The 26,370-nt window shown below is 62.5% G+C and carries 21 protein-coding genes; 14 read left to right on the forward strand and 7 right to left on the reverse strand.

Annotated features, from left to right (window positions below; translation table 11 throughout):
• The first annotated feature begins 3 nt into the window (after window positions 1–3).
• Window positions 4–1,347 (forward strand): MFS transporter, encoded by a 1,344-nt coding sequence (locus tag VJS90_RS10775; RefSeq protein WP_324121639.1) that lies wholly within the window; start codon window positions 4–6, stop codon window positions 1,345–1,347.
• A gap of 602 nt (window positions 1,348–1,949) precedes the next feature.
• Window positions 1,950–3,350: an amino acid permease gene (locus VJS90_RS10780; protein ID WP_324121640.1), complete on the forward strand. Its 1,401-nt coding sequence runs from the start codon at window positions 1,950–1,952 to the stop codon at window positions 3,348–3,350.
• A 239-nt stretch (window positions 3,351–3,589) separates the two neighbouring features.
• Here the strand turns inward: VJS90_RS10780 and VJS90_RS10785 are convergent, their stop codons facing one another.
• Window positions 3,590–4,138, reverse strand: a complete 549-nt coding sequence (locus VJS90_RS10785) for a lipocalin family protein (RefSeq protein ID WP_324121641.1) — start codon at window positions 4,136–4,138, stop codon at window positions 3,590–3,592.
• A 206-nt stretch (window positions 4,139–4,344) separates the two neighbouring features.
• Between VJS90_RS10785 and VJS90_RS10790 the strand changes: the two genes are divergently transcribed.
• Window positions 4,345–4,650: a DUF6482 family protein gene (locus tag VJS90_RS10790; protein ID WP_414704930.1), complete on the forward strand. Its 306-nt coding sequence runs from the start codon at window positions 4,345–4,347 to the stop codon at window positions 4,648–4,650.
• 259 nt (window positions 4,651–4,909) lie between these two features.
• Window positions 4,910–6,673 carry a sensor domain-containing diguanylate cyclase gene (locus tag VJS90_RS10795; RefSeq protein ID WP_324121643.1) on the forward strand — a complete coding sequence of 588 codons (1,764 nt, stop codon included), beginning with the start codon at window positions 4,910–4,912 and terminating at the stop codon, window positions 6,671–6,673.
• Between the two features lie 15 nt (window positions 6,674–6,688).
• Here VJS90_RS10795 and VJS90_RS10800 read toward each other — a convergent pair whose 3' ends face one another.
• The 3 genes from VJS90_RS10800 to VJS90_RS10810 are packed head-to-tail and all read right to left on the reverse strand — an operon-like array spanning window position 6,689 to window position 11,519.
• Entirely contained in the window at window positions 6,689–8,095 is a 1,407-nt protein-coding gene (locus tag VJS90_RS10800; protein ID WP_324121644.1) for a TolC family protein, read from the reverse strand.
• Complete coding sequence (locus tag VJS90_RS10805) at window positions 8,092–10,254, reverse strand: peptidase domain-containing ABC transporter (RefSeq protein ID WP_324121645.1); 2,163 nt, start codon at window positions 10,252–10,254, stop codon at window positions 8,092–8,094. The genes VJS90_RS10800 and VJS90_RS10805 overlap by 4 nt, the downstream gene beginning before the upstream one ends.
• A complete protein-coding gene (locus VJS90_RS10810; RefSeq protein WP_414704931.1) occupies window positions 10,251–11,519 on the reverse strand; it encodes an HlyD family secretion protein in 1,269 nt (422 codons plus the stop codon). Before VJS90_RS10810 ends, VJS90_RS10805 begins: the two co-directional genes overlap by 4 nt.
• Before the next feature lie 501 nt (window positions 11,520–12,020).
• Between VJS90_RS10810 and VJS90_RS10815 the strand changes: the two genes are divergently transcribed.
• From VJS90_RS10815 to VJS90_RS10850, 8 genes are all read left to right on the forward strand, one after another.
• Window positions 12,021–13,622 carry a (2,3-dihydroxybenzoyl)adenylate synthase gene (locus VJS90_RS10815; protein ID WP_324121646.1) on the forward strand — a complete coding sequence of 534 codons (1,602 nt, stop codon included), beginning with the start codon at window positions 12,021–12,023 and terminating at the stop codon, window positions 13,620–13,622.
• Window positions 13,619–13,903: a phosphopantetheine-binding protein gene (locus VJS90_RS10820; protein ID WP_324121647.1), complete on the forward strand. Its 285-nt coding sequence runs from the start codon at window positions 13,619–13,621 to the stop codon at window positions 13,901–13,903. Before VJS90_RS10815 ends, VJS90_RS10820 begins: the two co-directional genes overlap by 4 nt.
• A gap of 65 nt (window positions 13,904–13,968) precedes the next feature.
• Window positions 13,969–17,949, forward strand: a complete 3,981-nt coding sequence (locus VJS90_RS10825) for an amino acid adenylation domain-containing protein (protein WP_324121648.1) — start codon at window positions 13,969–13,971, stop codon at window positions 17,947–17,949.
• A complete protein-coding gene (locus tag VJS90_RS10830; protein WP_324121649.1) occupies window positions 17,946–19,472 on the forward strand; it encodes a hypothetical protein in 1,527 nt (508 codons plus the stop codon). The genes VJS90_RS10825 and VJS90_RS10830 overlap by 4 nt, the downstream gene beginning before the upstream one ends.
• Window positions 19,469–19,933: a hypothetical protein gene (locus VJS90_RS10835; protein ID WP_324121650.1), complete on the forward strand. Its 465-nt coding sequence runs from the start codon at window positions 19,469–19,471 to the stop codon at window positions 19,931–19,933. Before VJS90_RS10830 ends, VJS90_RS10835 begins: the two co-directional genes overlap by 4 nt.
• Window positions 19,930–20,115 carry a response regulator transcription factor gene (locus VJS90_RS10840; RefSeq protein WP_324121651.1) on the forward strand — a complete coding sequence of 62 codons (186 nt, stop codon included), beginning with the start codon at window positions 19,930–19,932 and terminating at the stop codon, window positions 20,113–20,115. Before VJS90_RS10835 ends, VJS90_RS10840 begins: the two co-directional genes overlap by 4 nt.
• A 64-nt stretch (window positions 20,116–20,179) precedes the next feature.
• Window positions 20,180–20,437, forward strand: coding sequence for a hypothetical protein (locus VJS90_RS10845; RefSeq protein ID WP_324121652.1), 258 nt, complete (start codon window positions 20,180–20,182; stop codon window positions 20,435–20,437).
• Between the two features lie 22 nt (window positions 20,438–20,459).
• Window positions 20,460–20,654, forward strand: a complete 195-nt coding sequence (locus tag VJS90_RS10850; protein WP_324121653.1) for a hypothetical protein — start codon at window positions 20,460–20,462, stop codon at window positions 20,652–20,654.
• Window positions 20,655–20,922: 268 nt separating this feature from the next.
• Here the strand turns inward: VJS90_RS10850 and VJS90_RS10855 are convergent, their stop codons facing one another.
• Window positions 20,923–21,249: a DUF2388 domain-containing protein gene (locus VJS90_RS10855; RefSeq protein WP_324121654.1), complete on the reverse strand. Its 327-nt coding sequence runs from the start codon at window positions 21,247–21,249 to the stop codon at window positions 20,923–20,925.
• 589 nt (window positions 21,250–21,838) lie between these two features.
• Here VJS90_RS10855 and VJS90_RS10860 point away from each other — a divergent pair.
• A complete protein-coding gene (locus VJS90_RS10860; protein ID WP_324121655.1) occupies window positions 21,839–24,250 on the forward strand; it encodes a TonB-dependent siderophore receptor in 2,412 nt (803 codons plus the stop codon).
• 214 nt (window positions 24,251–24,464) lie between these two features.
• On the opposite strand, the gene VJS90_RS10865 is transcribed toward VJS90_RS10860, so the two are convergent.
• Both VJS90_RS10865 and VJS90_RS10870 read right to left on the reverse strand, forming a co-directional pair.
• Window positions 24,465–24,710: a hypothetical protein gene (locus VJS90_RS10865; protein WP_324121656.1), complete on the reverse strand. Its 246-nt coding sequence runs from the start codon at window positions 24,708–24,710 to the stop codon at window positions 24,465–24,467.
• Between the two features lie 208 nt (window positions 24,711–24,918).
• On the reverse strand, window positions 24,919–25,227 hold the full coding sequence (locus tag VJS90_RS10870; protein WP_324121657.1) for a chorismate mutase: 309 nt from the start codon (window positions 25,225–25,227) through the stop codon (window positions 24,919–24,921).
• Between the two features lie 786 nt (window positions 25,228–26,013).
• On the opposite strand from VJS90_RS10870, the gene VJS90_RS10875 reads away from it, so the two are divergent.
• Window positions 26,014–26,271 carry a hypothetical protein gene (locus VJS90_RS10875; protein ID WP_324121658.1) on the forward strand — a complete coding sequence of 86 codons (258 nt, stop codon included), beginning with the start codon at window positions 26,014–26,016 and terminating at the stop codon, window positions 26,269–26,271.
• Window positions 26,272–26,370: the final 99 nt, after the last annotated feature.

Here is a 26,370-nt window from a genome sequence, read left to right on the forward strand (position 1 = left end):
ATCATGAATACCAAGTCCGCCATTGCCACGCCGGTCGAGCAAAGCACCGTGGGACGCCACCGCTTTCTGGTCCTGGCACTGATTTTCGTCATCACCGTCATCAACTATGCCGACCGCGCCACCTTGTCGATCACCGGCACCGAGGTGCTGGCCGACTTGAGCCTGGACCCGGTCATGCTTGGCCTGATCTTCTCGGCGTTCGCCTGGGCCTACGCGCTGGGGCAGGTGCCCGGCGGCTGGCTGCTGGACCGCTACGGCGCGCGGCGGGTGTATGGCATCAGCCTGATCCTCTGGTCGCTGTTCACCCTGATGCAAGGCACGGTGGGCTGGATGGGCCTGGCCGGGGCATCGGCGGCGGTGGCGCTGTTCTCGATGCGCTTCATGCTTGGCCTGGTCGAGTCGCCGGCGTTCCCCGCCAACTCGCGCATCGTCAGCTGCTGGTTCCCGACCCGCGAGCGCGGCACCGCTTCGGCGCTGTTCAACTCGGCGCAGTACATGGCGGTGGTGGTGTTCGCCCCGCTGATGGCGTGGATGACCCATGCCCTGAGCTGGGAGCAGGTGTTCGTCTGGATGGGCGTGCTGGGGCTGGTGCTGAGCGTGGTGTGGTTCCGCCTGTATCACGAGCCGCTCAGCGCACCCGGGCTTTCCAGCCGCGAGCTGGAATACATGCGTGAAGGCGGCGCCCTGGTCGATCTCGAACAGGATCGCAAGCTGGCCAAGAGCAAGCCGACCCGTGACGAAGTGATGCAGCTGTTCACCAGCCGCAACCTGTGGGCGGTGTACCTGGGCCAGTACTGCATCACCGCGCTGACCTACTTCTTTATCACCTGGTTCCCGATCTACCTGATCAAAGGCCGCGGCATGACCATCATGGAAGCCGGCTGGGTGGCCGCGTTGCCGGCGATCTGCGGGTTCACCGGGGGGATTCTGGGCGGGTTGCTGTCAGACTGGCTGATCAGCCGCGGCGTGCACCCTTCAAAAGCCCGCAAGACACCGTTCGTGATCGGCATGGGCTTGTCCACCGTGCTGGTGCTGGCCAACTACGTCGATGCCAACGCCGCGGTGATCATGCTCATGGCTCTGGCCTTCTTTGGCAAAGGTTTCGCGGCGGTGGGCTGGGCCGTGTTGTCCGATGTGGCGCCGAAGAAAATGGTCGGCCTGTGTGGCGGCGTGTTCAACGGCATCGGCAACATCGCCGGCATCGTCACCCCGCTGGTGATTGGTTATGTGGTCGCCACCACCGGCTCGTTCCACAACGCACTTTGGTTCGTCGCCGCCCATGGCGTGCTGGCGATCTTCGCTTACCTGTTGCTGGCCAGGCGCTTCGAGCGTACCGGGCAGGCGTAGGCAGACGCCTGGCAACAGGGCCCCGGTCATGACCGGGGCTTTTTTTTGGTTGTTCATGAAGTCGAGCGCCGCAACATATGGGGAGGCAGCAGTCTTCGTACCCTGCCGCCATCGCATGATCCGTTGAACTTTCGCCCCGGCAAGGGCTTCGCCCTTGTTTCGCGGCACAAGGCACGCCCACAGGGCCCGGCGCTGCCGGGCCGGGGGTGTGAGGTCCCTGCTCCGCGTAGCAGTCCTCCAAAACCGCTGCGCAGGTTTTGTATCCGGGATCGCGAAGCGATCCCTTGTGGGAGCGGGCTTGTCCCGCGATGCGCCGCGCGGGCGGCGCTCGATCTCAACGGCGACACAAGTCTTTCTTCACGCATGACGCCCTCAGACAACCCTTGTCGTGATCAAACAGCCCCGTGGCGTTTTCAAGTAATTTCCGTACGGGGCGCACGGCTTAAAGTGGACCCCGCATTTCATCCACGCGCCGCTCTGAAACGTGATCAGGTCAACAACAGAGCGTGAGCGGCCGTGTCTATCATCCGTTCTTTCCAAGGAGGCCCTTTCGCCTACGCCTGCCCGTCCTTTCCTGTGTCAGCAAAAAGAGAACAAGATCAATGAACACCGTGGGATCTGATGGTAGTAACCTTGCGCAAGGTTTCAAACCACGTCATGTGACGATGCTGTCGATTGCCGGCATCATCGGCGCGGGACTGTTCGTAGGCTCCGGGCACGCCATCGCGGCGGCGGGGCCAGCCACCATAATCGCCTACCTCGTCGCCGGGACCCTGGTCGTCCTGGTCATGCGCATGCTCGGCGAAATGGCCGTTGCCAACCCCGACACCGGCTCGTTTTCCACCTATGCCGAACAGGCCATCGGCCGCTGGGCCGGGTTTACCATCGGCTGGCTGTACTGGTGGTTCTGGGTGCTGGTGATCCCCATCGAGGCGCTGGCCGCCGGGCATGTGCTGAACAACTGGTTCCCGGAGGTCGGCAGCTGGTTCTTCGCCCTGCTTTCGGTCGTGCTGCTGGCGGGCACCAACCTGTTCAGCGTGGCCAAGTACGGCGAGTTCGAGTTCTGGTTCGCCATTCTCAAGGTCGCGGCGATCATCGGCTTCATCGGGCTGGGCTTCAGCGCCCTGATGGGCTGGCTGCCCGACCGCGAAGTCAGCGGCCTGAGCACGCTGATGCAAGACTACGGCGGCTTTGCCCCCAACGGCGCGTCGGCCGTGGTCGGCGCCTTCATCACCGTGATGTTCAGCTTCATCGGCACCGAAGCCGTGACCATCGCCGCCGCCGAGTCCAACAACCCGGCACGCAACATCGCCAAGGCCACGCGCTCGGTGATCTGGCGGATCAGCACCTTCTACCTGCTGTCGATCTTCGTGATCATCTCCATCGTCCCGTGGAATGACCCGCAACTGGCCGTGGTGGGTTCGTACCAGCGTGCGCTGGAACTGATGAACATTCCCTACGCCGCGTTCCTTGTCGACTTCGTGGTGCTGGTCGCCGTTGCCAGCTGCATGAACTCCTCGATCTACATCGCCTCGCGGATGATGTACTCGCTGGCCAAGCGCGGCGAAGCCCCGGCGATGTTGAACAAGACCTCCCGCGTCGGCGTGCCCCGCGCCGCGGTGTTCGGCAGCACCCTGATCGGCGCCGCCATCGCCATCCTCAACTTCTTCGCGCCCAAGGGCGTGTTCGAGTTCTTGCTGGCGAGTTCGGGCGCCATCGCCTTGCTGGTGTACCTGGTGATCGCCATCTCGCAGTTGCGCCTGCGTAACCGCATGCAGCGCCAGAACATCGAGATCCCCTTCAGGATGTGGCTGTTCCCCTGGCTGACCTGGGCGGTAATCGTGTTCATCAGCTGCGCGCTCGGGGTGATGATGTTTACTGAAGAGCACCGCGCCGAAGTGACCTCGACCATTGGGTTGGCGCTGGTGATCTCGTTCCTCGGCATTGTTTCATCGCGCCGGCATCAGGGCAGGGAGGCGGTGGGGGCGCGGTCGATGGGGTGACGAAGGCGTGGTGTTTTTTTACAAAGAACTCAGGGGTCTGACAAACCACTAGGTGATCTGAAACAGCATCCGGAGGTGTGACAAAGTAGTCAGAGGCCTTGGAAAGCCTCCATAGGCCGGATAAAGCATCCATGGGCCTGAGAAGGCCCCTGGATGCCGGACAAAGCATCCATGGGCCTGAGAAAACTGTGGGAGCGGGGACGCAGGACTGTCGTGTTATCCGATCCCGGCAGGGAACCCTAATCCGCCTCCCGCCAGATCAACTTGCTGGTGTCATACCCTTGCTTGCGCGCCTGCGCCAACAACTCATGCCGAGTCTGATCATTCACGATCGGCGTGCGCGACAGCAGCCACAAATACTCACGATTCGGATGCCCCACCAGCGCCACCCGATAATCGTCATCATGGAACAACACCCAATACTCACCCTTGGTCACCGAAGGCAGCAGCCGGCTGAACCAGTTATCAAACTGCACCCACAGCTTGTCAGTTCTGCCCGGCACTTGCGGCTCTGCGATCCCCTTGGCCTCAGTCCACTCCCCATCCTCATCACGGCAACGGTTGTCGACATCCACCCGGCCATCCTCACGCACGCCATACCGCGCCTCGGACTGCACGCAATTGCGCTGGAAGAACATCGGCAACCGCGCCAACTCGTACCAGGTGCCCTGGTAGCGCTGCAGGTCCACCTGCATCGTCGTCGGAGCGGACTCAGGGTCATCGCCAGAATTCACACACCCAGCCAACGCCAGGGTCAGGCAGGAAAGCAGCAGCAGCGGACGCTTCACCTTGGATTCCTCCTCGGGTTATCGGACCAGGACCACCTCCGTCGGAGGAGGGGGTTTCAGATTCGATGCCGGTCCGGCTGGAAAGTTGAGTTTTGATGACACGCACACACACCGGCGCTACGGCTTGCCAGCGAACAGGCCAGCCCTGACACTGCAAATCTCCGCACCGGGAACCAACGCCCCAGGAGCAATCCATGACCACAGCGATCACACTGAAAACCCTGATCCAGCATGCCACGCAGGGCACAGTCCGCGAACTGGAGCTGCTATCAATGGAAGGCGGCTTCTACCTGCTCCGCGCGCAGCTGACCCACGAAACCTGTAGTGTAGTGACCGAGCAAGGACACCCCCTCAAGCTCCGATCCACCACCGAACTCCGCGACCATCTCCACGCCTTCCCAGCCCTACCGTGCGTACTCGTTCAACAGGTAGCACACGACGAAATGTGCGGTCATCGCGAAGACGATGTAGCGCCCCTGCGTATCCCTTTCACCCTCGGGCAACAATTTTGATCACTAAAAGCACGCCCGAGTCCCAGATTGATAGATTGAGTAAATCACCACCTCCTTTGCCGTTCGTCGGCTGATCCCCGATCGTCCTACGCCAGCACAGAAAAAGGCGCGCGCAATCGCATCAAACCCGACCAATGGTGCTGCCTGACCATCCACCCCCCAGTAAGTTTCATATAAAAGTTTGATGGCTAAATAATGGCTCTCCCGCGCGCTTTCTGAGATTCTTCCCAACCAAGACTCGATGAATTCCAGGTTCCGCATGGCCAGCAGCGCTCCGATTCCCTTCAATGAAAAAGACCGGCTGGCCCGCGTGACCGAGATGTGCGTCATGGCACAGGAAAGCGACGCCGAGCTCGACGCCCTCGTCTCCATGGTGTCCCAGCGCTTTTCGATGCCCATTTGCCTGATCTCGATCGTCAGCGCCCGCCAGCAGTGGTTCAAGGCCAAGGTCGGCGTCGACAGCGACAGCACCTCGCGGGACGTGTCGTTCTGCGCCCATACCATCCTCGGCGACGCGCCGCTTGAAATCACCGACGCCACCCTTGATTCGCGGTTCACCGCCAACCCGCTGGTGACCGGCACCCCCGGCATCCGCTATTACTGTGGCGCCCCGCTGATCACCGAAGACGGCTTCGCCATCGGCAGCCTCTGTCTCATCGACACCGTCCCGCGTCCGGCCATGAGCCAGCAGGACCTCGCCGCGCTCGTCGGCTTCGCCGCCCTGGCCATGAAAATGCTCACCGGCATCCGCCTGCGGAATTTCCTCGACCAGCCCACCGGCCTGTGGAACCGCGTGCGCCTGGAATACGATGTGGCCAACCACCTCGCGCAAAAGGGCGACTTCGTCCTGCTGGCAGTCGACATCATGCCGGTCAAGACCCTCAACGACATCGTCAAGGCCCTGGGCTACAACTACGCCCACGACCTCACCCTGCGGGTGAAAAGCCTGATCGTCGGCGAGCTCGGCAGCGGCATCCAGCTCTACAAGATCAGCCCGACACGCTTCGGCATCATCCTCCCCGGCACGGTCGACATCAGGCGCGTCTGCGGCGAGCTCGTGCAGGCTCTGCTGCCACCCGTCGAATGCCACGGCATTCCCGTCTCGCTGGATGCCGGCATCGGCGTGCTGCCCGTTTCAAGCAACGGCAGCCATGACCTGGAATGGTTGCGCTGGGTGGTCAACGCCGCGGAAGACGCCCGCCACAGCGCCCGCCGCTGGTCCTACTACGACCCCGAAGTCGACGCCACACAGCGCCGCGCGTTTCTCCTGCTCAGTTCACTGTCCCAGGCCCTGGCAAGCCCCGACCAGTTCCGCCTGGCGTTCCAGCCCCGGATCGACCTCGCGTCGGGCGAATGCCGCTCCGCCGAAGCGCTGCTGCGCTGGCGGCACCCGGAGCTTGGCGACATTTCCCCGGCCGAATTCATACCCCTGGCGGAGAAAACCGCGCTCATCACCGACATCAGCCTGTGGGTCATGGCCTCGGTGGTTCGTTATCTCAAGCAGTGTCCCGTGCGTGATTTGGTGGTCAGCATGAACGTGACCGCCCGCGACCTGGAAAGCTGCGCCTTCATCGACAGATTGCTTGAAGAGCTGGCCACCCACGGCGTCGACCCCACCCGCATCGAGCTGGAGTTCACCGAAAGCGTGCTGATCGAGCACCCCGAGGTGGTCGACCAGCAACTGCAGCGTGCCCGGCGCGTGGGCATCAGCGTGGCGATCGATGACTTCGGCACGGGGTACAGCAACTGGGCGTACCTGAGCCGGATTCCGGCGGCGGTGGTGAAGCTGGACAAGACGCTGATCCAGAAGATCTTTGCCAGTGAGAAGGATGCGTTGCTGGTGAGGACGCTGATCGATCTGGCGGGGGAGCTTGGGTATCGGGTGGCGGCGGAGGGGATCGAGACGGTGGAGGTGCTGGAGCAGGTGAAGGCGTGGGGGTGTGCGGAGGCGCAGGGCTTCTACCTGGCACGGCCGATGGCGGTGAGTGACTTCGAGCGCTGGCATCGGGCGCAGGTGCCCTGAGCCCCGTGGTTGGTGTCACGGCTCCTCTGCCTCAGGGACATGCTGGAGCCTCCCGAGTGCGGCCGCAAGCCGGATTCGGGCGATCTGCCAGCCACTCCAGGACTGGTTGTACTGGGTCTGAGCGGAGGCGTAGGCAGAAAGCGCGTTGAGAACTTCGACCATGCTGCCGACTCCGGCCTGATAGCGGCCTTGGACAACATCGAGGGTCTGCCGGGATTGTTCGAGCAACTGACGCGTCAACACGGTCGAGCGGGTCTGGACTGATAGCGCCTGGTATTGCTCCCAGGCATCCAGGGTCACCTGCTGTTGAGTGTCGGCCAGTTGCGCATTCGCGGCTTCCACGCGGCTTTGCGCCGAGCGGATCCGGTAGGTTCTGTCGAAACCGTCGAAAATCGGTATTTCCAGCTGCAGGCCGATGCTGTTGTCGCGCTCCGCCGTATTGCCATTGTAGGCCGCTGCCTGGCGCGTATGGCTCCGGTTCAGGCCTGCGGTCAGCGACAGGCTCGGCCGGCCGTCGGCCTTGCTTTGGGCGAGCCCAGCCCGGGCGGCTTGCAGGCGTGCCTGGGCTGCGATGACCTGTGGATGATCGCGTTGGGCTATCTGCAGGAGTTCATCGATACGGTCCGCGAATCTTGCCTCCAGTGACATTCGGACCGGATCGAGGCTCGCCAGCTGCAGCCTGGCCTGAGGCCCGTAGCCCATGCGCAAGGCCAGGGTTCCCAGCAGGCTGCTCAAGCTGCCGGCGTCCTGGGTGGACTGGAGCCTGGCCTGGGTAAGCGCGGTCTCGGCTTGCAAGCGGTCTGCCAGCGCCGCTGCCCCTCCACGGTACTTGGCGTCGGCCGCCTCAAGGTTGCGCGAGGCGGCCTCAACCACGCGTTGCGAGGCCTCGGCGCTGTGCTGCGCGGCCTGCGCCTGGAAGTACAGCTGCGCGGCCTCGACGCTACGGGCCTGGACAACCGAATCGCGGCTGGCCTGCGCCGCGACCAGCAACTGATCGGCGTTGCGCAGGGCGGCTTCGCGCCGGCCGAAGTCGACCAGCAGCCAGGTCAGGGTGAGGCCTGCGTTCTGTCGCTTGCGCGTACCTTCGCCAGACATGTACGGAAGCTGCCGGTCAATCCGGCTGCGGCCGGTGCTGCTGTCCACGCTGGCGCTGAGTCGAGGCAGGTAGGCTGCGCGGGCAATGCCGGTGGCGGCGGCTTCAGATTTGATATCGGCCCAGGCCACGCGGCCTTGGGGATCACGGCAGACAATGGCATCCACCACCATGGACAGCGTCAGCGGATGCCCAAGGTCGATGGGGCTGCAGGCGGCGTTTCGATCGATGCCGTCGAGTGTGCGCAGTACATCGGCGCCGTGTGCCGAGGCGATGATCCCGCATCCGGGCAAAAGCAGGCAGAGTACCGGTATCCCGAACCGCCTCATACGGACTCTTGAAGATGCTTGGCCTGACGCCGCTGAACATAGTTTTGGGCTGACTCGTCGATGGCGATGCGGCCCGCGCGCAGCATGATCACCCGGTCGGCCGTCGCGATGGTTTCGGGGCGATGGGCAATCATCAGGCGAGTGATGTTGAGTGCGCGAATGGCCAGATTGACGCGATGTTCGTTGCGAGTGTCGAGATGGCTGGTCGCCTCGTCGAGCAGCAGTATCGCCGGCTTCTTGTAGAGCGCGCGCGCAAGCAGCACGCGCTGCTTCTGTCCCCCGGACAACGCCGAGCCCAGCTCACCGATCAGTGCGTGATAGCCCATCGGCATGGCTGCGATATCGTCGTGCACGGCGGCGATCCTGGCGCACTCCATCAACCAGTCCATGTCCGGTTGCGGGTCGAACATGCAGATGTTGTCCGCGATGGAGCCGGCGAACAGCATGTCGTCTTGCGAGACCGTGCCAATCAGGCCGCGAACGGCGCCTGGCCCCATCTGCAGGGTGTCGATACCGCCCAGGAGTATCCGTCCTTCCTCGAGCTTGAGCAGGCTCAACAGAAGATTGAAGAGCGTGCTCTTGCCGCAGCCGGAAGGGCCGATGAACACCACCGATTGCCCCGCCTCGATGCGCAGGTCGATCCCGTCGAGGATCCAGGGCTCTTGCGGTGAGTAGCGGAAACGAACCTGCTCCAGGCAAACGTGCAGGTCTTTGCGTTCAGGCTGGACCTGGCGAGGCTGCGCTGGCTCGGCCTCCACGGGATGCAGGGCGATGTCAGCCAGGCGCTCTGCATGCAAGTGCAGCATCCTGATCTCGAAGTAGCGGTCCACCAGGCTGCCGACACGGTTGTCGAACTGCATCTTGTAGGCGGTGAAGGCCATCAGTGCGCCAACGGTGAACTGGCTGTCCATGACCAGCGAGGCGCCCAGCCAGATCACCAGGACGTGTTCGATCCCGAACAGCAGTCCATTGATTTGCTGATAGACCAGCTGCAGCTTCTGGGTGCGAATACCCGCGTTGATCTGCTCGACCAGCAGGGCCAGCCACGCGGACCGGCGCTCCGGTTCGCGCTGGAACAGTTTGAGCGGGCCGATGCCGCGAATGGTCTCCAGCATATGGCTCTGTTGCCGGGCGGCATGCACGATCTGCTGCTCGCTGGCGTCTTTCAACGGGCGATACCAGATCCAGCGGCCAATCGCGTAGAGCACCATCGCGCCGATCGCCACGGCAGCCAGCATGGGGCTGTACAGCAGCATCAGGCCCAGGGTCGCCACGGACATCAATCCGTCCAGCACCGCGGCGATGAAAGCACTGGTCAGTGTCTGCTGTATCGCGTCCAGCGAGCCGAAGCGGGAGGCCACATCACCCAGGTTGCGACGGGCAAAATAGTCGCTTGGCAGCTTGAGCAGATGAGTAAAGATGTTGGCTTTCCACTGCACCGCGACCTGTGTGCCCATGTGAAGCAGCACCCAGGCGCGAACCGCGCTGGTAGCCTGCTGCATCAGCAGCAACGCACCGAATCCCAGTGCCAGTGTCGTCAGCAGTTGCCGGTCTTCGCTGACGATCACCTGGTCGATTGTCCATTGCAGAAACAGCGGACTGACCAGCGCGAAGACTTCCAGCACAAGGGCCAAGGAGAGGATCTGCAGCAGGGACCGGTACAGTCCGCTGATCTGCCCGACCATTGCCGAGATGGCCACCTTGGGGGGCGCCTTTCTGGTTTCGAAGCCTTGATCGGGCCAGAACTCGACCGCCACGCCGGTGAAGCGCCTGGAGGCCTCGGCCATGTCCACGCGGCGTAGTCCCCAGGCAGGGTCGTGCAAGACCAGGGCATCGGCCTCCACCGACTTGAGGACCACGAAGTGGTTGAAGTCCCAATGCAGCACGCACGGCGTGCGCAGGTGCGAGAGCTCCTCCAGCTCCAGGCGCATGGCCCGGGCATTGAGCTTCAGCCGTTGGCCATGATCCATCAGTTGGCGAAGCGAAGCGCCCTTGGGGGACACGCCCAGATCGAGCCGCAAGTGGCGTAGGTCGACGTGATGGCCATGATACCCGGCCACCATCGCCAGGCAGGCAATTGCGCATTCGCTGGTCTCGGTCTGCAGCACCACCGGCAATTGGCGCCCTAGCCGAAGCGCCAGGCGATCAGTCAGCTTCATGATGCCCCCTTGAGTTTGCCGGTCAGGCTCAGCAGCGGGTCCAGCACCCATTCATACAGCCGCCGCGTGTCCCGAAGCACGTCGGCTTCAAGCAGCATGCCGCTCTGCAAGCCATGCTGCTGCCCATAAGCGAACATCATCTGCTGCGCCAGGCGCACCCGGATGCGATAGTGCTGTTCGCCATCCTGGCCGCTGCCAGGCACGCTGCCGACCATGGTCGCAAGATCGTTGAAGGCCACGCTGGCGCGCGATATCGACAGCACCGTTCCTCGCTGCTGGCCGAATTTCTGATAGGGGAAGGCCTCGAAGCGCATCAGCACCTGATCGCCAGGCTCGATGAAACCGATGGTACGGCTGGGGGCGTACAGTTCTGCCTCGAGCGCGGCGCCGGCGGGCACGATGCTCATGAGGTTGCGGGTGCTGTCGACGGACATGCCCACCTCGGCAAACACCGCGGTGGCGATGCCGCTTTCCGGCGCCTTGATCACGATGTCGCGCCTGGATTCACTTTCGACCCGTTCCTGCCTGAGGGCGGCGACTTGCTGGTCGAGATCGTTGAGGGCGTTGGCCTGCCGATCCGCCAGGGCGTCGAGCTCTCTGCTGCTTTCGCCTAGCTGTTGCGCGAGCCCCAGGCGATCCCGGGTCAAACCGTGCAGGGCTTGGCGCTGCGCCAGCAAATCAGCTTCACGTTGCTGGAGTTGGTCGGTGGAGATGTACCCCTTGTCCACCAGTTCGCGATAACGCCTCACAGCATCAAGCGCCAAGGCTACGCGCTGTTGCTGTTGGCCTTGCTGCTCGTCCAGGACGGCGATTTGCCGACGCTGGCTGGCCAGCTTGGACGCCAGCACCTCCCGTTCGCTTGCCTGCAGCCGCTGAAGACTGGCGCTCTGGGCACTCAGGCCAGCCAGACGCTGGTCGAGCTGGCGGGTGATGCCCGCCTGGACGGCCCCCAGGTCAGTGACATAGCGTTCGCTGCTCAGGGCCAGCAGGGGCTGGCCACGCTGCACCGGCTCGCCCTCCTGGACATAGCGCTCCAGGACTACCCCGGCTTGCGGCGCATAGACCTTCACTTGCCCCGTCGCGGGCACCAGTTGACCGGCAACGGTGCTGCGCTGCGTGTAGGAACCGAGACAAAGAAAGGCGATGACGATGGTCGCCATGGCGAGCGCCAGAGCGGTGAATACGGCGAAGGACAAGGGCCTGACCAGAATGATCATTCCCAGGCCGTCGTGGCCCTGCCGGGCGAGCGCCGCAGGGCGAAACAAAGAGCTGTTATCGGCCATGGAGAGCTGCTCCACGAACAGCCCGCCGGTCATGTAGCCCACGACCGGATACAGCGAGATGCCAAATCAAATTCCACTCCGTGGATTAAACAAATCTTCCCTGGTCCCGTTGGCCGTTCCACTTTCTGCTGGCCGGGCTAATAGCGGGGCGGATACTACCCGTACGTCCATGATCATTTCAAGCATTGTCATGAAGACTGAACTAGTGACAATTAATTGGTCGGGTTGACAATTGGTTTTCGACTACCAATACTTGCGAAAAAACGAAAACCGGATTGCCTGAATAAATGGACTTTCAAATACCCAGGCGCTCGACAAGGATTGTCGGAGCGGGCGCAGTTGCATCTTTCGAATTTCACTTCTCACCCCGGCGTCAAACAGGGGTGCGTGCATGAAACGGTTTACTCAAGTATTCGTCCGCAGGTCGCGGCGGGCTGATTCAAGTGCAGGGTCTGCGCCACTGAGTTCAATGGCGGTGTGCAAATGAATATTCCATTTACACCCTGGCCTGCCGCCGTGGCGCAGCACTATCGAGACAAAGGCTATTGGGCGGGCGTGCCGCTGTTCGAGATACTCTCGCGGCAGAGCCAGGCGCAGCCCGATGCATTGGCAATTATCGATGGCGATAACCACCTGAGCTATGCCCAGCTGAAGACGGCCAGCGAGAGACTGGCGGCTCATCTGGAGCAACACGGTATAAGCGCGGGCGATACCGCGTTGATTCAACTGCCTAATCAGGCAATGTTCTACATTGTTTTCTTTGCCTTGCTGCGAATTGGCGTGGTGCCGGTCAACGCGCTCTACAGTCATCAGCGCCTGGAACTCGAAGCGTTCGCCAAACAGATCCAGCCCAGACTTCTGATCGCTTCACATGGGCATCCGCTGTTTCGCGATACTGTATTCATCGACACACTTTCCAGCCGTCACCAAGGCCTGGTCGCGCTGCTGTGCGACCTGCCCGGCGGTGGCGGTCTCGAGGCCTTGATCGATCAGCCCGCGCCGCCCCCGCGACAGCAGCCGAGCCCTGCCTCGGAAGTCGCGTTCTTTCAGCTTTCCGGGGGCAGCACGGGCACGCCAAAGCTGATTCCGCGTACCCACGATGATTACTTCTACAGCGTGCGCCGCAGTGCCGAAATCTGCCGCCTGAACGCCAGCCATCGATTCTTGTGCGCATTGCCCGCGGCACATAATTACCCGCTCAGTTCTCCCGGCGCGCTGGGTTTTTTCCATTGCGGCGCGGCGGTGGTGCTTGCTCCCAGCCCGGAACCCTTGAACTGCATGGCCCTGATCGAACAGCACCAGGTCACCCACGTGGCCTTGGTGCCATCGGCGCTCGCGCTCTGGCTGGACGCGGCGGAGGTGAGCTCGAGCCAGCTGCACTCGCTGGAGCTGGTGCAGGTGGGCGGCGCCAGTCTGAGCGAAGCCTTGGCGCGTCGCGTGCCTGCCGAGCTGGGTTGCGCGCTTCAGCAGGTATTCGGCATGGCCGAAGGCATGGTGGCCTATACCTCGCTGGACGACGGCGAGCTGCGCTATGCCAGCCAGGGCTATCCAATGAGCGATGACGACGAAGTCCGGGTCTATGACGCGTTCGACCAGCCTGTGGCGCATGGGCAGGTCGGCATGCTGGCGACCCGTGGACCGTACACGATCAGGGGATACTTCCAAAGCCCCGAGCACAACGCTCGTGTATTCGACTCGGAGGGTTTCTATCACACCGGCGATCTGGTCAGGCGCGAGGCAGACGGCCGTCTTACCGTGGTCGGGCGCACCAAGGACCAGATCAACCGGGGCGGTGAGAAGATCGCGGCCGAGGAAGTCGAGCACCTGATCTGCAGCCACCCGCAGGTCCGGCAGGCTGCCCTGATGGCCTACGCCGACGCGCTGATGGGCGAGAAGAGCTGCGCGGTGCTTGTCGGTAGCGTGCCGCTGACCTTGGTGCAGCTGCGGCGTTATCTTCGTGAACAGGGGATCGCCGAGTACAAGCTGCCTGACCGGGTCGAATACACCCATCAGTTGCCGCTGACGCCGGTTGGCAAGATCGACAAGCGAGCACTGAGACAGCAACTCGCCGAGGCCTTGTCATGAGCTTCGCGCAGGGTAACTCCATGCCCAGGGCAGGCGGCATCTGCCATGCCCAGCTCAAGGGCGAGCTCGAGCAGTTGCTCTGCCCCACCGGAGAGCACATCGATGAGGATGAAAACCTGTTCGACTATGGGCTCGATTCCTTGCAGATCATGAAATTCCTGCAGCAGTGGCGGGGCGCCGGGGTGTCGGTGAAATTTGAGCAACTGGTGTTGCAGCCCACGCTGCACGGTTGGCGCAAGGTTATTGACGAGGCCAGTCGCCACTGTGAGACGGTGGCATGAGCGCATGCGAGCACGGACAGGCTTGCATCTGAAGCAACAGGGACACGGAACGCGCGGAACTCGAAATGGACTTCATTCAGAACCAGCCCTTGCTCAATGACGCTCAGCAGGGGATCTGGTACGCATCATTGGCGCGCAACAGCTCGACGCTCTATTCCACCGCGCAGGCGCTGGAGTTGCGTGGGGCGCTCGAGCTGGATCGGTTGGCAACCGCCATCGACAGCGCGCTCGAAGAGTGCCAGACACTGCATTACGCCAGTTTCAGTGTCACCGAGTCGCGCAGCGCGACCCATGAGGGCGCCGCGCCGCGCGTGCGGGTGCTGGACTTGCGGGCCCGCCGGCAGCCGGCGCGCCTGGCCCAGCGGCTCATGCGCAAGGCGCTCGAGCAGGCTGATGACCCGCTGCAGCCTCACCACCAGCTGCATTGTCTGCTGATTGCCAGTGATAGCCATGCGTGGTGGTTCTCAAGGGTTCACCATCTGGCGTTCGACGCCTATGCCTATCACCTGATGCACCGGCGCGCTGCCGAGCATTACCAGGCGGAGATCATGGACAGTACGGTTGGCCCCTCGTGGTTCACCACCGCCAAGGAGGTGCACGACAGTGGAAAGGCCTACCGCGAGAGCGAGCGTTACGCCCAGGACCGGGTTTTCTGGCTGGACCGGCTGGGTAATGCCCCCGCGCCTACCTTCATCGAAGCCGCCGGTACCAGGAGCAGCGGTCGATGCCACAGCGTGAGCGGGGAAATCGAGCCGGCGCTCGCGAATCTTCTGCACACCTGCGCCAGCGACATGAGCCTTCCTCTGCCCGATGTGCTGCTTGGCGCGATCGTCACCTATCTGGCGCGCCTCAATGGCGTCAGCGACATTGTCGTAGGGCTTCCGGTCAGTGGACGGCGTGACCCGGCCACCATTCGCGCGCCGCTCACATGCAGCAACGTCATGCCCCTGGTCTTGCACCTGGGTGAACGTCCCACCCTGCTTGGCTGCTGCACGGCTACCCGGGACGCGCGGCGCATGGCGCTCAAACACCAGCGCTACCGCGGCGAGTGGATCGCCCGGGAGCTCAACCGCGTCGGCGATGCGGCGCCCCTGCATGGCATCGAGATCAACCTGGTCACGGCGCAGCCGCTGGTGGAGCTCGGTCCGGTTCAGCATGAGGTCCATCACCTTCGCACCGGGCCGGCGCGTGACCTGAATGTTCATCTGGAGCTCGACGCCGAGCAGCGACTGTCCAGGATTCGTCTTTTCGGCAATTGCCTTGTGCACACCGAGGCTGATCTGCGGCTTCATCTCGAACGGATTACAGGGTGGCTCGCCCTGGTCGCACGCTCTGCGCATGTTTGTTTGCCGGAGCTGCCTGTGACCACCCCCGCGGAGCTGCGCAGGATCGAGCAGTGGAACCGTACCGGCCGACCGCTGGGCAGCGAAAGCATCACGCAGCTGTTTGAACGGCAAGCCCTCGTCGCTCCCAGGCAGCCCTGCGTGGAGGACGAGCGGCAGGTACTGGATTTCGCCGAGGTCGAGCAGCGCTCTCGAGCCCTGGCGCACGTGCTGGCGCGGCAGATTCCCGGCATCGAGGGCAAGGTGATAGGCGTCGCCATCGACCGCTCGGTCGAGCTGCTGCTGGTAGCGCTCGCGGTACTGAGGGCAGGGGCAGTGTTTCTCCCGCTCAATCGCGACTACCCGGCCAAGCGCCTGGAAAAAATGCTCGAGCGCGCCGAGGCAGTTGCGGTCATCGCCGACCTCGCCAATACCGGGGAGGTCGGCCACTCGCGGGTACTCCCGTTAACATCGCTGCTCGAGCAGTCCCGATCACTGCCTGCCGACGCGCCCGCGCTGGCGCAGATCAGCGGCGACAGCATCGCCTATGTGCTCTTTACCTCTGGAACCAGCGGCGAACCCAAAGGGGTGATGATCAATCACCGGGCCCTGGCCAATCGTCTCTGCTGGATGCAGGCAGCTTATGGCCATACAGGGGCGGACCGCGTCCTGCAGAAGACGCCGGTAAGCTTCGACGTCTGTATCTGGGAGCTGTTCTGGCCGTTGATCAGCGGTGCCACCCTGGTCATGGCCCGGCCAGGTGGCCATGCCGACCCCGCGTACCTGGCATCAACCATCGAGAGCCGGCGCATCACCGCCGTGCACTTCGTCCCCTCCATGCTGGCGCTGTTTCTCGATGCGCTGGAGCGGCGTCCGCGGGCTGTGCCCCTGAGGCAGGTGTTTGCCAGCGGAGAGGCGTTGAATGTCCCGCTTGCCGCACGCTGCAAGGCCATGATCGCGGCGCACGTGTTCAACCTCTATGGGCCCACGGAGGCGGCAATCGATGTCACCTCATACCGGGTGCCTGATCACCCGGCAGGGTCCATCCCTATCGGGCAACCGATCTGGAACACGCAGATCCACATACTTGATGGGCGCATGCGCAGGTGTCCGATCGGCGTGGCCGGAGAGCTTTTCATTGGCGGCTGCGGCCTGGCGGATGGATACATTGGCCAACCCGCGCTTACCTCGCAACGGTTCATCGCCCATGAAGCGGGCCGGCTCTACCGGACCGGCGACCTCGCCCGCTGGAGGCACGATGGCCAGATCGAGTACCTGGGCCGCCTCGATGACCAGGTCAAGCTCAATGGCGTGCGCATCGAGCTGGACGAGATCGCTGCGGTGCTGCTTGAGCACCCGCGCGTCAGCGCAGCCTGCGCGGTGCTTCGAGGCGAGCAACTGCTTGCCTACGCCGTGCACGCCGGAGTAACGGTCGAGGAAAGCGTGCTGAGCAGCCACTTACGGCAGTACCTGCCCGAACACATGGTGCCCAGGCGCATCATGCTACTCGACCGCTTCGCGCTTACCGCCAACGGCAAGCTCGACCGCAAGGCGCTGCCGCTGCCCGTGGCCACCCACGACGAGAAGTACCGGTCGGCGGCCAATCTGCTGGAACAGCGTATTTGCGAGATCTTTGGCGACGTGCTGGGGCTGGATTCCACGGACCCTCATGCAAGCTTTTTCGAGCTTGGCGGTCATTCCCTGAGCGCCATCGATGCCGCTGCCCGGATCAATGCAGCGCTAGGCTGGCACCTCTCGATCGCCGACCTGTTTGCCCACCCCAGTGCCCGGGCCCTGGCAAGTCGCGATGCAGTGGACTCGGCGGACATGCTCGCGCCGACACTCCTCCTGCGTCCAGGCCAGTCGCCGGACTCGCCGCTGCCGACGCTTTTCTGCATTCATCCGGCAGGAGGCATCGCCTGGTGTTACAGCGGGCTGGCGCGTTTTCTCAAAACACCCTGCGAGATCGTAGGGATCCAGGCACGAGGGCTTACACCCGATCGCAAGGTGGTGTCCTCGATGGAGGAGATGGCGCATGACTACGCCGCGCAGATCCGGGCCCACCAGCCGCAGGGGCCTTATTGGCTGATTGGCTGGTCTGTCGGCGGCATGATCGCCCAAGGGGTCGGCGCTTGCCTGCGGGACGCAGGTGAAGAGATAGGTTTGCTGGCGATGATGGATGCCTACCCAAGCGACCTGTGGCGCCGGTTCGCGTTTGACGAACAAAGCGCGAAGGAAGAAGAGAGCATGGCCCTGGCCGCGCTGTTGTTCATCGCCGGCATCCGGCTTCCTTCCAAGGGTGGCCTGGCCTCCATGACCCTGGCCAAGGGACAGACGCTGGAGCGTGCGGAGGTGATCTCGCTGCTGCGCCAGCGTGGTAATGCCCTGGCAAGCCTGGACAACGATACGCTCGACCGTCTGATCAACGTCGTGATCAACAGCCGACAGCTGGTTGGGCGGTCGAGTCATCGGCACTTCGCCGGCGACCTGCTGTTTTTCACCGCTGCCCGCCCTCGCGCCGAGGCGTGGCTGAAAGTCGAGGCATGGCGGCCTCACATCGGCGGCAACATCATCAATCTGGACATCGACTGCGACCATCCCGGCATGGCTCGCAGCGAGGCGCTGCGAGCGATATCCGCGCACCTCGATGACCATCTGGCCCAACGCGTGGCGAGCGCCGCACCGCGATTCTCTGGCATTCCCAGGCAACAGGTGGCGTCATGAACTCCACACCTTCACTGTGCGACCTGGCAGGTAACCTGGTGCCGTTCGAAGCCGAACGTGTCCCTGCCACCTTGATCTGGAGCGGTGTGGAAGACGAGGTGATCCCACACCTGCTCGATGAGTGCGCTTATCTTGTACCCGAGCCTGCCAGCCCTGGCGCCCCCTCGCTGAAAACGTTTTACGCGGAGCGTTACGGGGGCAGTCGCATCGGCCACAACGGAGGGGGCGCGCGGTGTGGATTCGATGGCCGGTACCAGGTCAAGGGCATCGGCGCAAACCCGCTGGTGGGCGAGGGGACCGACAGGCATCACCGTAACGGCGCACTGGCGACGGATCATGCGGTTTATGAAGCGATCTGGAGCCGTGTGCTTGGCCAGCTGCTCCCTTTCGGGGCCGTGCGCGCGCAGGCAGTCCTGCTGACCGACCGCTACATCGAACTCGACTTCGAGCGTCACCAGCGCAGGGCCCGGCGTGCATTGCTGGTGCGCGATCCATCGGTCCGCCCTGCGCATTTCGAGCGGGCCCCGTATTTCCGGCCCCACCCTGACCATGCGCCCGGCCTCGCCCATGATGCTGATCGGGTCAGGCAGGCCGTGCAGTCGCTGCCCCATGCCCTTGGCGCCCGGGACGATAGCGCCCAGGCCTGTATCGACGCCTTTGCAGAGCTTGCCTGCCGCTTGGCTCACCAGATGGCGTTCTGCCGGACACGCTGGCTGATTGTGACCACCTCGCCCTCGAACGTGACAACAGATGGCCGCCTGCTGGATTTCAATGGCCTTTATCTGCTTTCGCCTGGCGATCACCGGGTCGACTTCGACTACCACGTCAAGCTCCGTCAGCTGATGGCCGAGCCTGGCGTTCTGCTGGAGGGGCTGACCAACCTGTGTGTGCATCTGGGCAAGTACCGCTATGGGCAAGCGTTTGTCCAGCCTGCCCAGCACGCGATCATCCAGCGCTTCGAAAGCGCCTTCGAAGCCGGTTGCATTCGCGGGTACATCCAGTGGCTGGGGCTTCCCGTGGATGCGCTCGCCGACCCATTGCCCGAACCCTGGCAGCGGTTGGGCGGGCACATTCGGGAGCTCTCCGGCCATTATCTGCGTCTTGCTTCCAGGCCAGGTCCGGAAAACCACCCGCCGTGCCTCGATACGCTCTTGCTCGCGGTCGTCAACGGCTGCCAGCCAGACAAGCAGCCGTTTGCGAGCGATCCCCGGTTGCTCGCCTGCTGGCGCGGCGCCGCGGCAGCCTTCGCCGACAGCCGAGCCTTGTGGCAGGCCTGCGGACACGGCGGCCCCGGGGCGCGCGACCTGATCCAGGTCGCGGCCGAGCACATCCATTCGGCCAGGCTGCACCGGCCCTTGCTGGCCAAGCAGGCGCAGCTGGACCAGATCAACACGCTGCTTGCCGCGCATGCACACAGCCCTGACGTGCTCAGGAAGCTGCTCAAGGACCTGGAAAACGCCACGGCCTCTGCGGCGCAGAGCGTATTCGGCACCCCCTTCGCGACCACGGCCAGGACACCATGACGATCTATATCAAGAGCACCAGCGACGATGCCGAACTGAGCGCCAAGCACGAGCAACTCGGTCAAGCCCTGGCCTGCATGCTGTACAACCGAAACTACAGCCTGTATCCGATACTGACGCTGCAGTACTGGACCGAAAATGCCATCGCGCACCGCCAGATCAGATTCCTCTTCGACAATCGCGGCCTTGCCCTTGCCTACATCACCTGGGCCTATCTGTTACCGGACACCGTCGGCCGACTACGCAGCGACCCCGAGTTCAGGCTGCATCCCAGCGAGTGGGATGAGGCGGGTGAGCCCTGGATCCTGGATTTTTGCTGCAAGCCTGGCTACGGGTACAAGGCAGCCGAGCGATTTCGCCAGCTGCGGCCCTGGGGCCCGCAACGCGCTCATTGGCTTTCGCGCCGCAAGCACGTCATTACCTGCCGGATGTCCGGACAGGCCAAGCCGTCCTGCCCATGAAACTGACCCCTCGAGAGCTCGAAATCGTTCGGTTGCTCGCACGCGGCCTGACCAACAAACAGATTGCCGCCGCGCTGGCGATCAGCGATTTCACCGTGCGAGACCATCTCACGCGGGTGTTTCGCAAGGCGCAGGTGTCGAGCCGACTGGAGCTGATCACCCGGCTCCCCCTACATCTGTAGGCTTGCGGACACGGAAGAAAACCATAAGCTGATCCACGTCCCCCCTTTCAAAGGAGAATGAAAAATGCGGGCTTTGACAATCACTGAAATCGAACAGGTATCTGGCGCAGGAGAATTCAGCTACGCGGAGCTGGCCGGCGCGGTTGCCGGCGGCGCCGTCGGAGGCGCCATGATGGGCTCGCTGGCGGCAGGCGTCGGCGCAGCCCCGGGAGCGCTCGCGGGTGGCCTGGTGGGAGGCGCGACCTACACCGCCGCCAGCCTGACATCGTCGTTTTTCTCGTCTTCCAGCGGCGCGACCGGCTCGTCGAGCTCTAGCGGCTGAACCCGTAGCAGGAGGACGCCTCATGCAACCACTTGGCCTGGCCCGGCTTTTCATCGGGTTATTCTGTGTGTTCTATACCTTCCTGGACATCCTCCAGCACCTCACCACGCTGCACTACGGCAGTTTCGAGAAGCTGGGGATGATGTCGTTCGTGTATGCGCTGATCATGACAGCAACGCTGACGATGATAAGAGTGTGGCGCAGCAAAAGGGCATGATGAGGCGGGCTGGAGTGCCTGGCATGCTGGCACACCTGACCTGCTGACCAGGACCGCTGTGCGCTGGCTGCGTGCTGGCCCCAGCAAAAAGGCGTCTTAGGGCGTCTTTTTGCTGGATTGGCGAGACGGATGATCCAACTCCCGGCCAGGCGCTGAACCGCGCAAGAATCGCGTGTCGCTATTATTCGATTCTGGCGACATGTCATGGAGTCATGTCGCTGGTGGCGACATGTAAACCGCTTCAGCGAACGGAGCGGCGACAGGGCGGCTATTGCGCGACCGCAATCGCCTTCGCAAGCTGGGCATCTGACATGTAAGGCGGAGCGTAGCTGCTGCGGTATACCCTCACAGCCTGCTCAAACTGCGCACCACGGATGTCTCCATCCGAGCCGATGAACGCCAGGGCGTCGCTCTTGGCCGTCTTGAACGCCGAGGGCCCCTCGCTGGTGAACAGGGTTGTCCCGGCGGTGAGGGTGGTGGGGAACACGGTTATCCGCGCACTGGCCCTCTCCCACGGATCCTTGATTTCGCCGGCAGTGGTCTGGAGGCTGAGCGCTGCCAGTGCCGTGATCACCAGGGGTTTCCAAGCATCCATTCTGTATTGCTTCCAGTGCAGTGGTGGGATGCCACCATAGCAGAGGTGGGTGGTGGATGGTCGGGGGTAGGCTGCACGTAGCCCGGAATGCCAGCGTTCCCTCGTACCCTGCGGCAATCGCGCAGCCCGCTCAATAGGTGCCCCGGCGAGGGCTTTGCCCTCGATCGCGCGGTCCGGCGTCCCGGCACATGGCCCGCTCCCACAAATGCCCTGGCTGCGCCGGGCAGGGCATCAATCCCGAGCTGGCCGCGTCAGCTCTTGTGGGAGATTCTGTGGTGTTGGAGCCCTGGGAAGATTCTGTGGTGCATGGCAACCCTGTGGAAGATTCTGTGGTGCTGGCAGCCCTATGGAAGATTCTGTGGTGCATACCCCCCTGTGGGAGCTGGCTTGCCAGCGAACCCGGCAAAGCCGGGCCATCCACCCCCAGTCCCCTGTCTAGCCACGCCCCCCCATCCCAAATGTAACCAATCATTTGACAACCACAATACCCAAAGCCCACCATCGCGCCCGCCTTATAAGAGAGATTATCGTTATCGATAAGATTCTTATTAAGAAGAATCGCTTGCCCCCATGGAACAGGAGTCACTTGATGCCCGCGTGTTTTTCTCCCCTAGCCATCAACATTCGCCAGGCCGCGCTCGCGGTAAGCCTTTCCGGCTCGCTACTGGCGAGTGCCAATGTCTGGGCCGAGCCTGTCAGCTACAGCATCTCGGCGGGGTCTCTGGCGAACGCCATCAACCAGTTCGCCAAAGCCAGCGGAGTGGTTGTCAGCTTCAGCGGTGAGGACACCGCCGGGCTGACCAGTGCAGGGCTCCAGGGCAGTTACGAGCTGGACCAAGGCCTCGCGCACCTGCTCCAAGGCACCGGCCTGCAGGTACAACAAACGGGAGACAAGCACTACATGCTGGCCCGCCCCAGCCAGGAAGGCCTGATGGAGCTAGGCGCAACCACCGTATCCAGCGTGCAGCTAGGTGCCACCACCGAAGGCACCGGCAGCTACACCACCGGCTCCGCCAACACCGCGACCGGTCTGCGCCTCTCGGCGCGCGAAACCCCGCAATCCGTCAGCGTCGTCACCCGCCAGCAGATCCAGGACCAGAACCTGAACGACGTTGCCCAAGTACTCGAACAGACCCCCGGCGTGGTCGTCGACAGCATGGGCCCCGCCGGTAGCGACGCCAATCACATCTATGTCCGCGGCTTCGAAGTCGGCAGCATCCAGGTCGACGGCGTCAACCGCCCCGATACCTTCGGCTTCAGCGACGACCTCGCCGACATGGCGACCTATGACCGTGTCGAAGTGGTCCGCGGCGCCACAGGCTTAATGTCGGGCACCGGCGACCCCGGCGCGACCGTCAACCTGATTCGCAAGAAGCCAACGATCGAAACACAACGCTCGCTGACCCTCAAAGCAGGCTCGTGGGACAGCTACCGCACCGAGCTGGACGTCTCCGGCAAGTTGTCGGAGAGTGGCAATGTGCGCGGTCGCTTCGTCGCATCAAAGAGCGACAGCAAAAGCCACATCGACCGCCAGTCCCTGGAAAAGGAAGTCGCCTATGGCGTGCTGGAATGGGACGTCACCGACAGCACGATGCTGACAGTCGGGGCGGAATACCAGGAGATGGACAACCAAGGCTCGGGCAACCACGGCTTCCCGATGTTCAAGTCCGACGGCAGCCACTTCAAGCCTTCCCGCTCGTTCAACTCCGCCTCGGACTGGAGCTATCACAAGCGCCGAACCAAGTCGGTGTTCACCACCCTGGATCACGACCTGGACAACGGCTGGCACGTCAAACTGAATGCCGAACACAACCGCCGCAGCTATGACGACGCCTTCGCCACCGCCGCCAGCGGCACCGTAAAACCCGACGGCAGCGGCATCAGCACCTGGACTGGCCGCTGGGCGGGCGAACCCCGGCAGACCTCGTTCGACCTGTCCGCCACCGGGCCATTCGAATTCCTTTCCCGCGAGCACCAGCTCTACCTCGGGGCCAGCCACTACAACGCCTACTACCGCAACGACGGTTACACGCTGTGGACGAGCCAGAAGATCGACAACATCTACACCTGGGACGGCTCGCTGGCGAAACCGGACGCCCTTCATGACAAGACTTCGCAAGATGCGCTGGATGAAACCCAGACCGGCCTGGTGGCGTCCGCCCGCTGGAGCCTGACCGATGACCTGTCGCTGATCACCGGCGCGCGGGTGATCGACTGGAAGCGTGACGAGGTGTCTCACACCCTGTCGAACGGAGAATCCAGCCGCACTTCGCGCAGCGAGAGCGGAGTTGTCACCCCTTACTTCGGGCTGGTGTATGACCTGAATGAAAACTGGTCGGCCTACGCCAGCTATACCACCATCTTCAAGCCGCAAGATAACGAGACCGTCAGTGGCAGCTACCTTGATCCGGAAGAGGGCGTGAACTACGAGCTGGGGATCAAGAGCGAGTTCTGGGACAAACGCCTGACCGCAGCTTTAAGCGTGTTCGAGGTGCGCCAAGACAACCTGGCGGTGGCCGATGGCGATAAGCTGGCGCCGAACGGCGACCAGGCCTACCGCGCCGAGTCCGGCACGAAAACCCGCGGTTTCGAAATGGAAATGGCGGGAGAGATTCTGCCAGATTGGCAGGTGTCGGCTAGCTATACCTATGCCCAGATCGAGGATTCGGATGGGGATCGTCTGCTTACCGAAGTACCGCGGGATACCCTGAAACTGTTCACCAGCTATCGCCTGCAGTCCTTGCCGCAGTTGAAAGTGGGCGGCGGGGTGCGCTGGCAAGGGGCGGAGTATTACAAAGGTGCGGGGCCTAACAAAGAGACCTTCGAGCAGGATGCCTACAGCGTCGTGGATCTGATGGCGCAGTACGCGTTCACGCCGCAGACCAGTGTGTCGGTGAATATGAATAACGTGTTCGACAAGACGTACTACACCGCGATCGGCGCGCGCGGGTGGTATGGGACGCCGCGCAGTGCTACGGCTACGTTGGTTTATGCGTTTTGAGGTAGATGCATTGCGACCGCTGATTCTCAGTCGTTAATTGAGTCTCAGGAACTTGTCTAACTGAACACCAAGACAGCGCGGCCTTCGGCTGCAATGTCAGTGCCAGCCTCTTCGCTGGCAAGCCAGCTCCCACAGGTACCGCGCTGATCCCAAGTGCGGCGCCGTGCTTGTGGGAGCTGGCTTGCCAGCGGAGAGGCCAGCACTGACGTAGCAGTTATTTGGCAACTTCCACAAAGCGACGCCTGGTCAGGAACAACACCACACCCATCGGCACCGCAACGACCGACAGCAACTCCAGATCGAGACCCAGCACCTGACCGTTTCCGACTGTGACGCAGCCGATCACCCCAGTCAGCAGCAGCGTCACCCCGAGCCACTTGCGCAGCAGGTATGACTTCAAGAACCGATCCAGTAGAAAGGCCAGCACCACGAGAACGATTGTTTGAGTAATGTCCGGCATCTGCAGCTCCCCTCAGACCTTGATGACCAGTGATTCGGCAGTGCGCTGTGGGCCAATCCCACCATGGACTTCTGCCTAGATGCTGACGATGATGTCGCCAGCATGGAAGGGCGGCAGAAGACCATTGGCGTACGTGCGCATTCCCGCCGATGCAGCCGCACTAGCGCCTCCTCATTGGGGCCCGCCAGTTCAGGGGTGTAGACATGCGTCAGCTGGGTGAAGGCTCGTTGGCCAGCTTCGCATGGGTGGTCAGCTCTTCAGCGATGAAGGCCGAGATCATCGCTCGGTAGACCTGTTCCACGACCTCAGCCGGGGCACCCGTTTCGTCAGCCATTTCACGCACCTTCTTGATGACTTGCTCTACTCGAGCAGGCGCGCGCACGTCATCAGAGGTTTTCTTGAAGCCCGCCGCTTGCGTCACGAGCTTTCCACGTTTGGCGAGAAGAGAAACGAGACTGCGATCGATTTCATCGATCTGTTGGCGGACTTCGTCCAGAGAGGTGCAACATGCATCCATTTGCTTGACTTCCTTTTCATGAGCCTGGGATTGATTGGGACAGGCAGTGGCTGGTGGCTCAGGCCTGCATTGTAGCCTTGGTGTTCGTCCGCTTTGCACTGATAGCGGTCAGCTGGCCAATGCCTAGCCACGCGCGCCGAGTGAGCGTGATCTCCTTACATCAAGGCGTAGGACGATGACCCCATCCGAGATTGAGCAGCTTTCAGGGCTATGAAAGGCTGAGGCTCTGCGCTAGGGAGTAGAGCGATCACTTGGTCCGGGTTTGTGAAATGGGGGTGGGCGGGTTGAAATCAAGTTTGGTTAAGTTTTCTGACAATTGTGGGTGATTAGATTTCCTCCGGAATCACCTCCAACAGGCGTTTGAGCCCTACCTCGAAGCCCTGGACCGAGATGAACGCAAGCCCCGCGAGAATCCCGTCATTGGCGAGCGGCTCAGTGCCAGCAAGTCTGAGGGACTAACGTGTCGCTGTTTTTCGATTTTGGCGACACGTTATCGGCTCATGTCGCTGGCGGCGACATGAGCCGATAACGTGTACTCGAAATGGGTTTTTGGCGACATGACAACTGAGAGCTGACCGTCAACGCGCAAGACGCGGAGTCATATGTAAAGTTTATAGGCCCATGCCTCCTCACTTTCCATCCAGATCCTGCAGAAGCCCGCTCTCACGCCCTACCATGTGCACGAGTTCTTTACCTGTACAAGTCTACAATCTAGACCTGTCGTGAAACGCTACATACCATCACCCCATCTTCTTTTGCCGATTCGGCTCACCTTGGGGAAGGATAATGAGTATGTCTGAAGCAGTCGCGACAGGAGCCATAGGGCTGATGGGCATCATTCTGCTGATACTTGTGCACCAGTGTTTCAGGCTGCACGAGCTCTGGAGAATGGCCCTGGCCTGTCAGAAGAATTCGCGGTGGGCGCGGATTTGCAAAGCCGAGAACCGCGAGCTGCGCTCGGCGTTGCGTGCTGAAAAAGCCCATATTGAACAGCTGCAACGCAAGCTGGTGAACCTGCAGGCATTGATCCCGGCAGAGGGATGAGGCACCCGGACATCAATAGGCTTGGGCGCGTCGAATGTCGAAGCCAGATTAGAATGAGCACCATCGTGGGCACGGTCGCCCAAACACGTTTTCAGGAGT

It is taken from the genome of Pseudomonas sp., from assembly GCF_035277045.1.
Lineage (GTDB): Bacteria > Pseudomonadota > Gammaproteobacteria > Pseudomonadales > Pseudomonadaceae > Aquipseudomonas.

What these genes read in the sequence shown, in the direction of transcription:
- VJS90_RS10850 (WP_324121653.1), top strand. Translation starts at nt 20,460, where the DNA reads ATGCAACCACTTGGCCTGGCCCGGCTTTTCATCGGGTTATTCTGTGTG.
- VJS90_RS10845 (WP_324121652.1), top strand. Translation starts at nt 20,180, where the DNA reads ATGCGGGCTTTGACAATCACTGAAATCGAACAGGTATCTGGCGCAGGA.
- VJS90_RS10800 (WP_324121644.1), bottom strand. Translation starts at nt 8,095, where the DNA reads ATGAGGCGGTTCGGGATACCGGTACTCTGCCTGCTTTTGCCCGGATGC.
- VJS90_RS10860 (WP_324121655.1), top strand. Translation starts at nt 21,839, where the DNA reads ATGCCCGCGTGTTTTTCTCCCCTAGCCATCAACATTCGCCAGGCCGCG.
- VJS90_RS10840 (WP_324121651.1), top strand. Translation starts at nt 19,930, where the DNA reads ATGAAACTGACCCCTCGAGAGCTCGAAATCGTTCGGTTGCTCGCACGC.
- VJS90_RS10805 (WP_324121645.1), bottom strand. Translation starts at nt 10,254, where the DNA reads ATGAAGCTGACTGATCGCCTGGCGCTTCGGCTAGGGCGCCAATTGCCG.
- VJS90_RS10775 (WP_324121639.1), top strand. Translation starts at nt 4, where the DNA reads ATGAATACCAAGTCCGCCATTGCCACGCCGGTCGAGCAAAGCACCGTG.
- VJS90_RS10825 (WP_324121648.1), top strand. Translation starts at nt 13,969, where the DNA reads ATGGACTTCATTCAGAACCAGCCCTTGCTCAATGACGCTCAGCAGGGG.
- VJS90_RS10795 (WP_324121643.1), top strand. Translation starts at nt 4,910, where the DNA reads ATGGCCAGCAGCGCTCCGATTCCCTTCAATGAAAAAGACCGGCTGGCC.
- VJS90_RS10855 (WP_324121654.1), bottom strand. Translation starts at nt 21,249, where the DNA reads ATGGATGCTTGGAAACCCCTGGTGATCACGGCACTGGCAGCGCTCAGC.
- VJS90_RS10780 (WP_324121640.1), top strand. Translation starts at nt 1,950, where the DNA reads ATGAACACCGTGGGATCTGATGGTAGTAACCTTGCGCAAGGTTTCAAA.
- VJS90_RS10865 (WP_324121656.1), bottom strand. Translation starts at nt 24,710, where the DNA reads ATGCCGGACATTACTCAAACAATCGTTCTCGTGGTGCTGGCCTTTCTA.
- VJS90_RS10870 (WP_324121657.1), bottom strand. Translation starts at nt 25,227, where the DNA reads ATGGATGCATGTTGCACCTCTCTGGACGAAGTCCGCCAACAGATCGAT.
- VJS90_RS10835 (WP_324121650.1), top strand. Translation starts at nt 19,469, where the DNA reads ATGACGATCTATATCAAGAGCACCAGCGACGATGCCGAACTGAGCGCC.
- VJS90_RS10875 (WP_324121658.1), top strand. Translation starts at nt 26,014, where the DNA reads ATGAGTATGTCTGAAGCAGTCGCGACAGGAGCCATAGGGCTGATGGGC.
- VJS90_RS10820 (WP_324121647.1), top strand. Translation starts at nt 13,619, where the DNA reads ATGAGCTTCGCGCAGGGTAACTCCATGCCCAGGGCAGGCGGCATCTGC.
- VJS90_RS10815 (WP_324121646.1), top strand. Translation starts at nt 12,021, where the DNA reads ATGAATATTCCATTTACACCCTGGCCTGCCGCCGTGGCGCAGCACTAT.
- VJS90_RS10830 (WP_324121649.1), top strand. Translation starts at nt 17,946, where the DNA reads ATGAACTCCACACCTTCACTGTGCGACCTGGCAGGTAACCTGGTGCCG.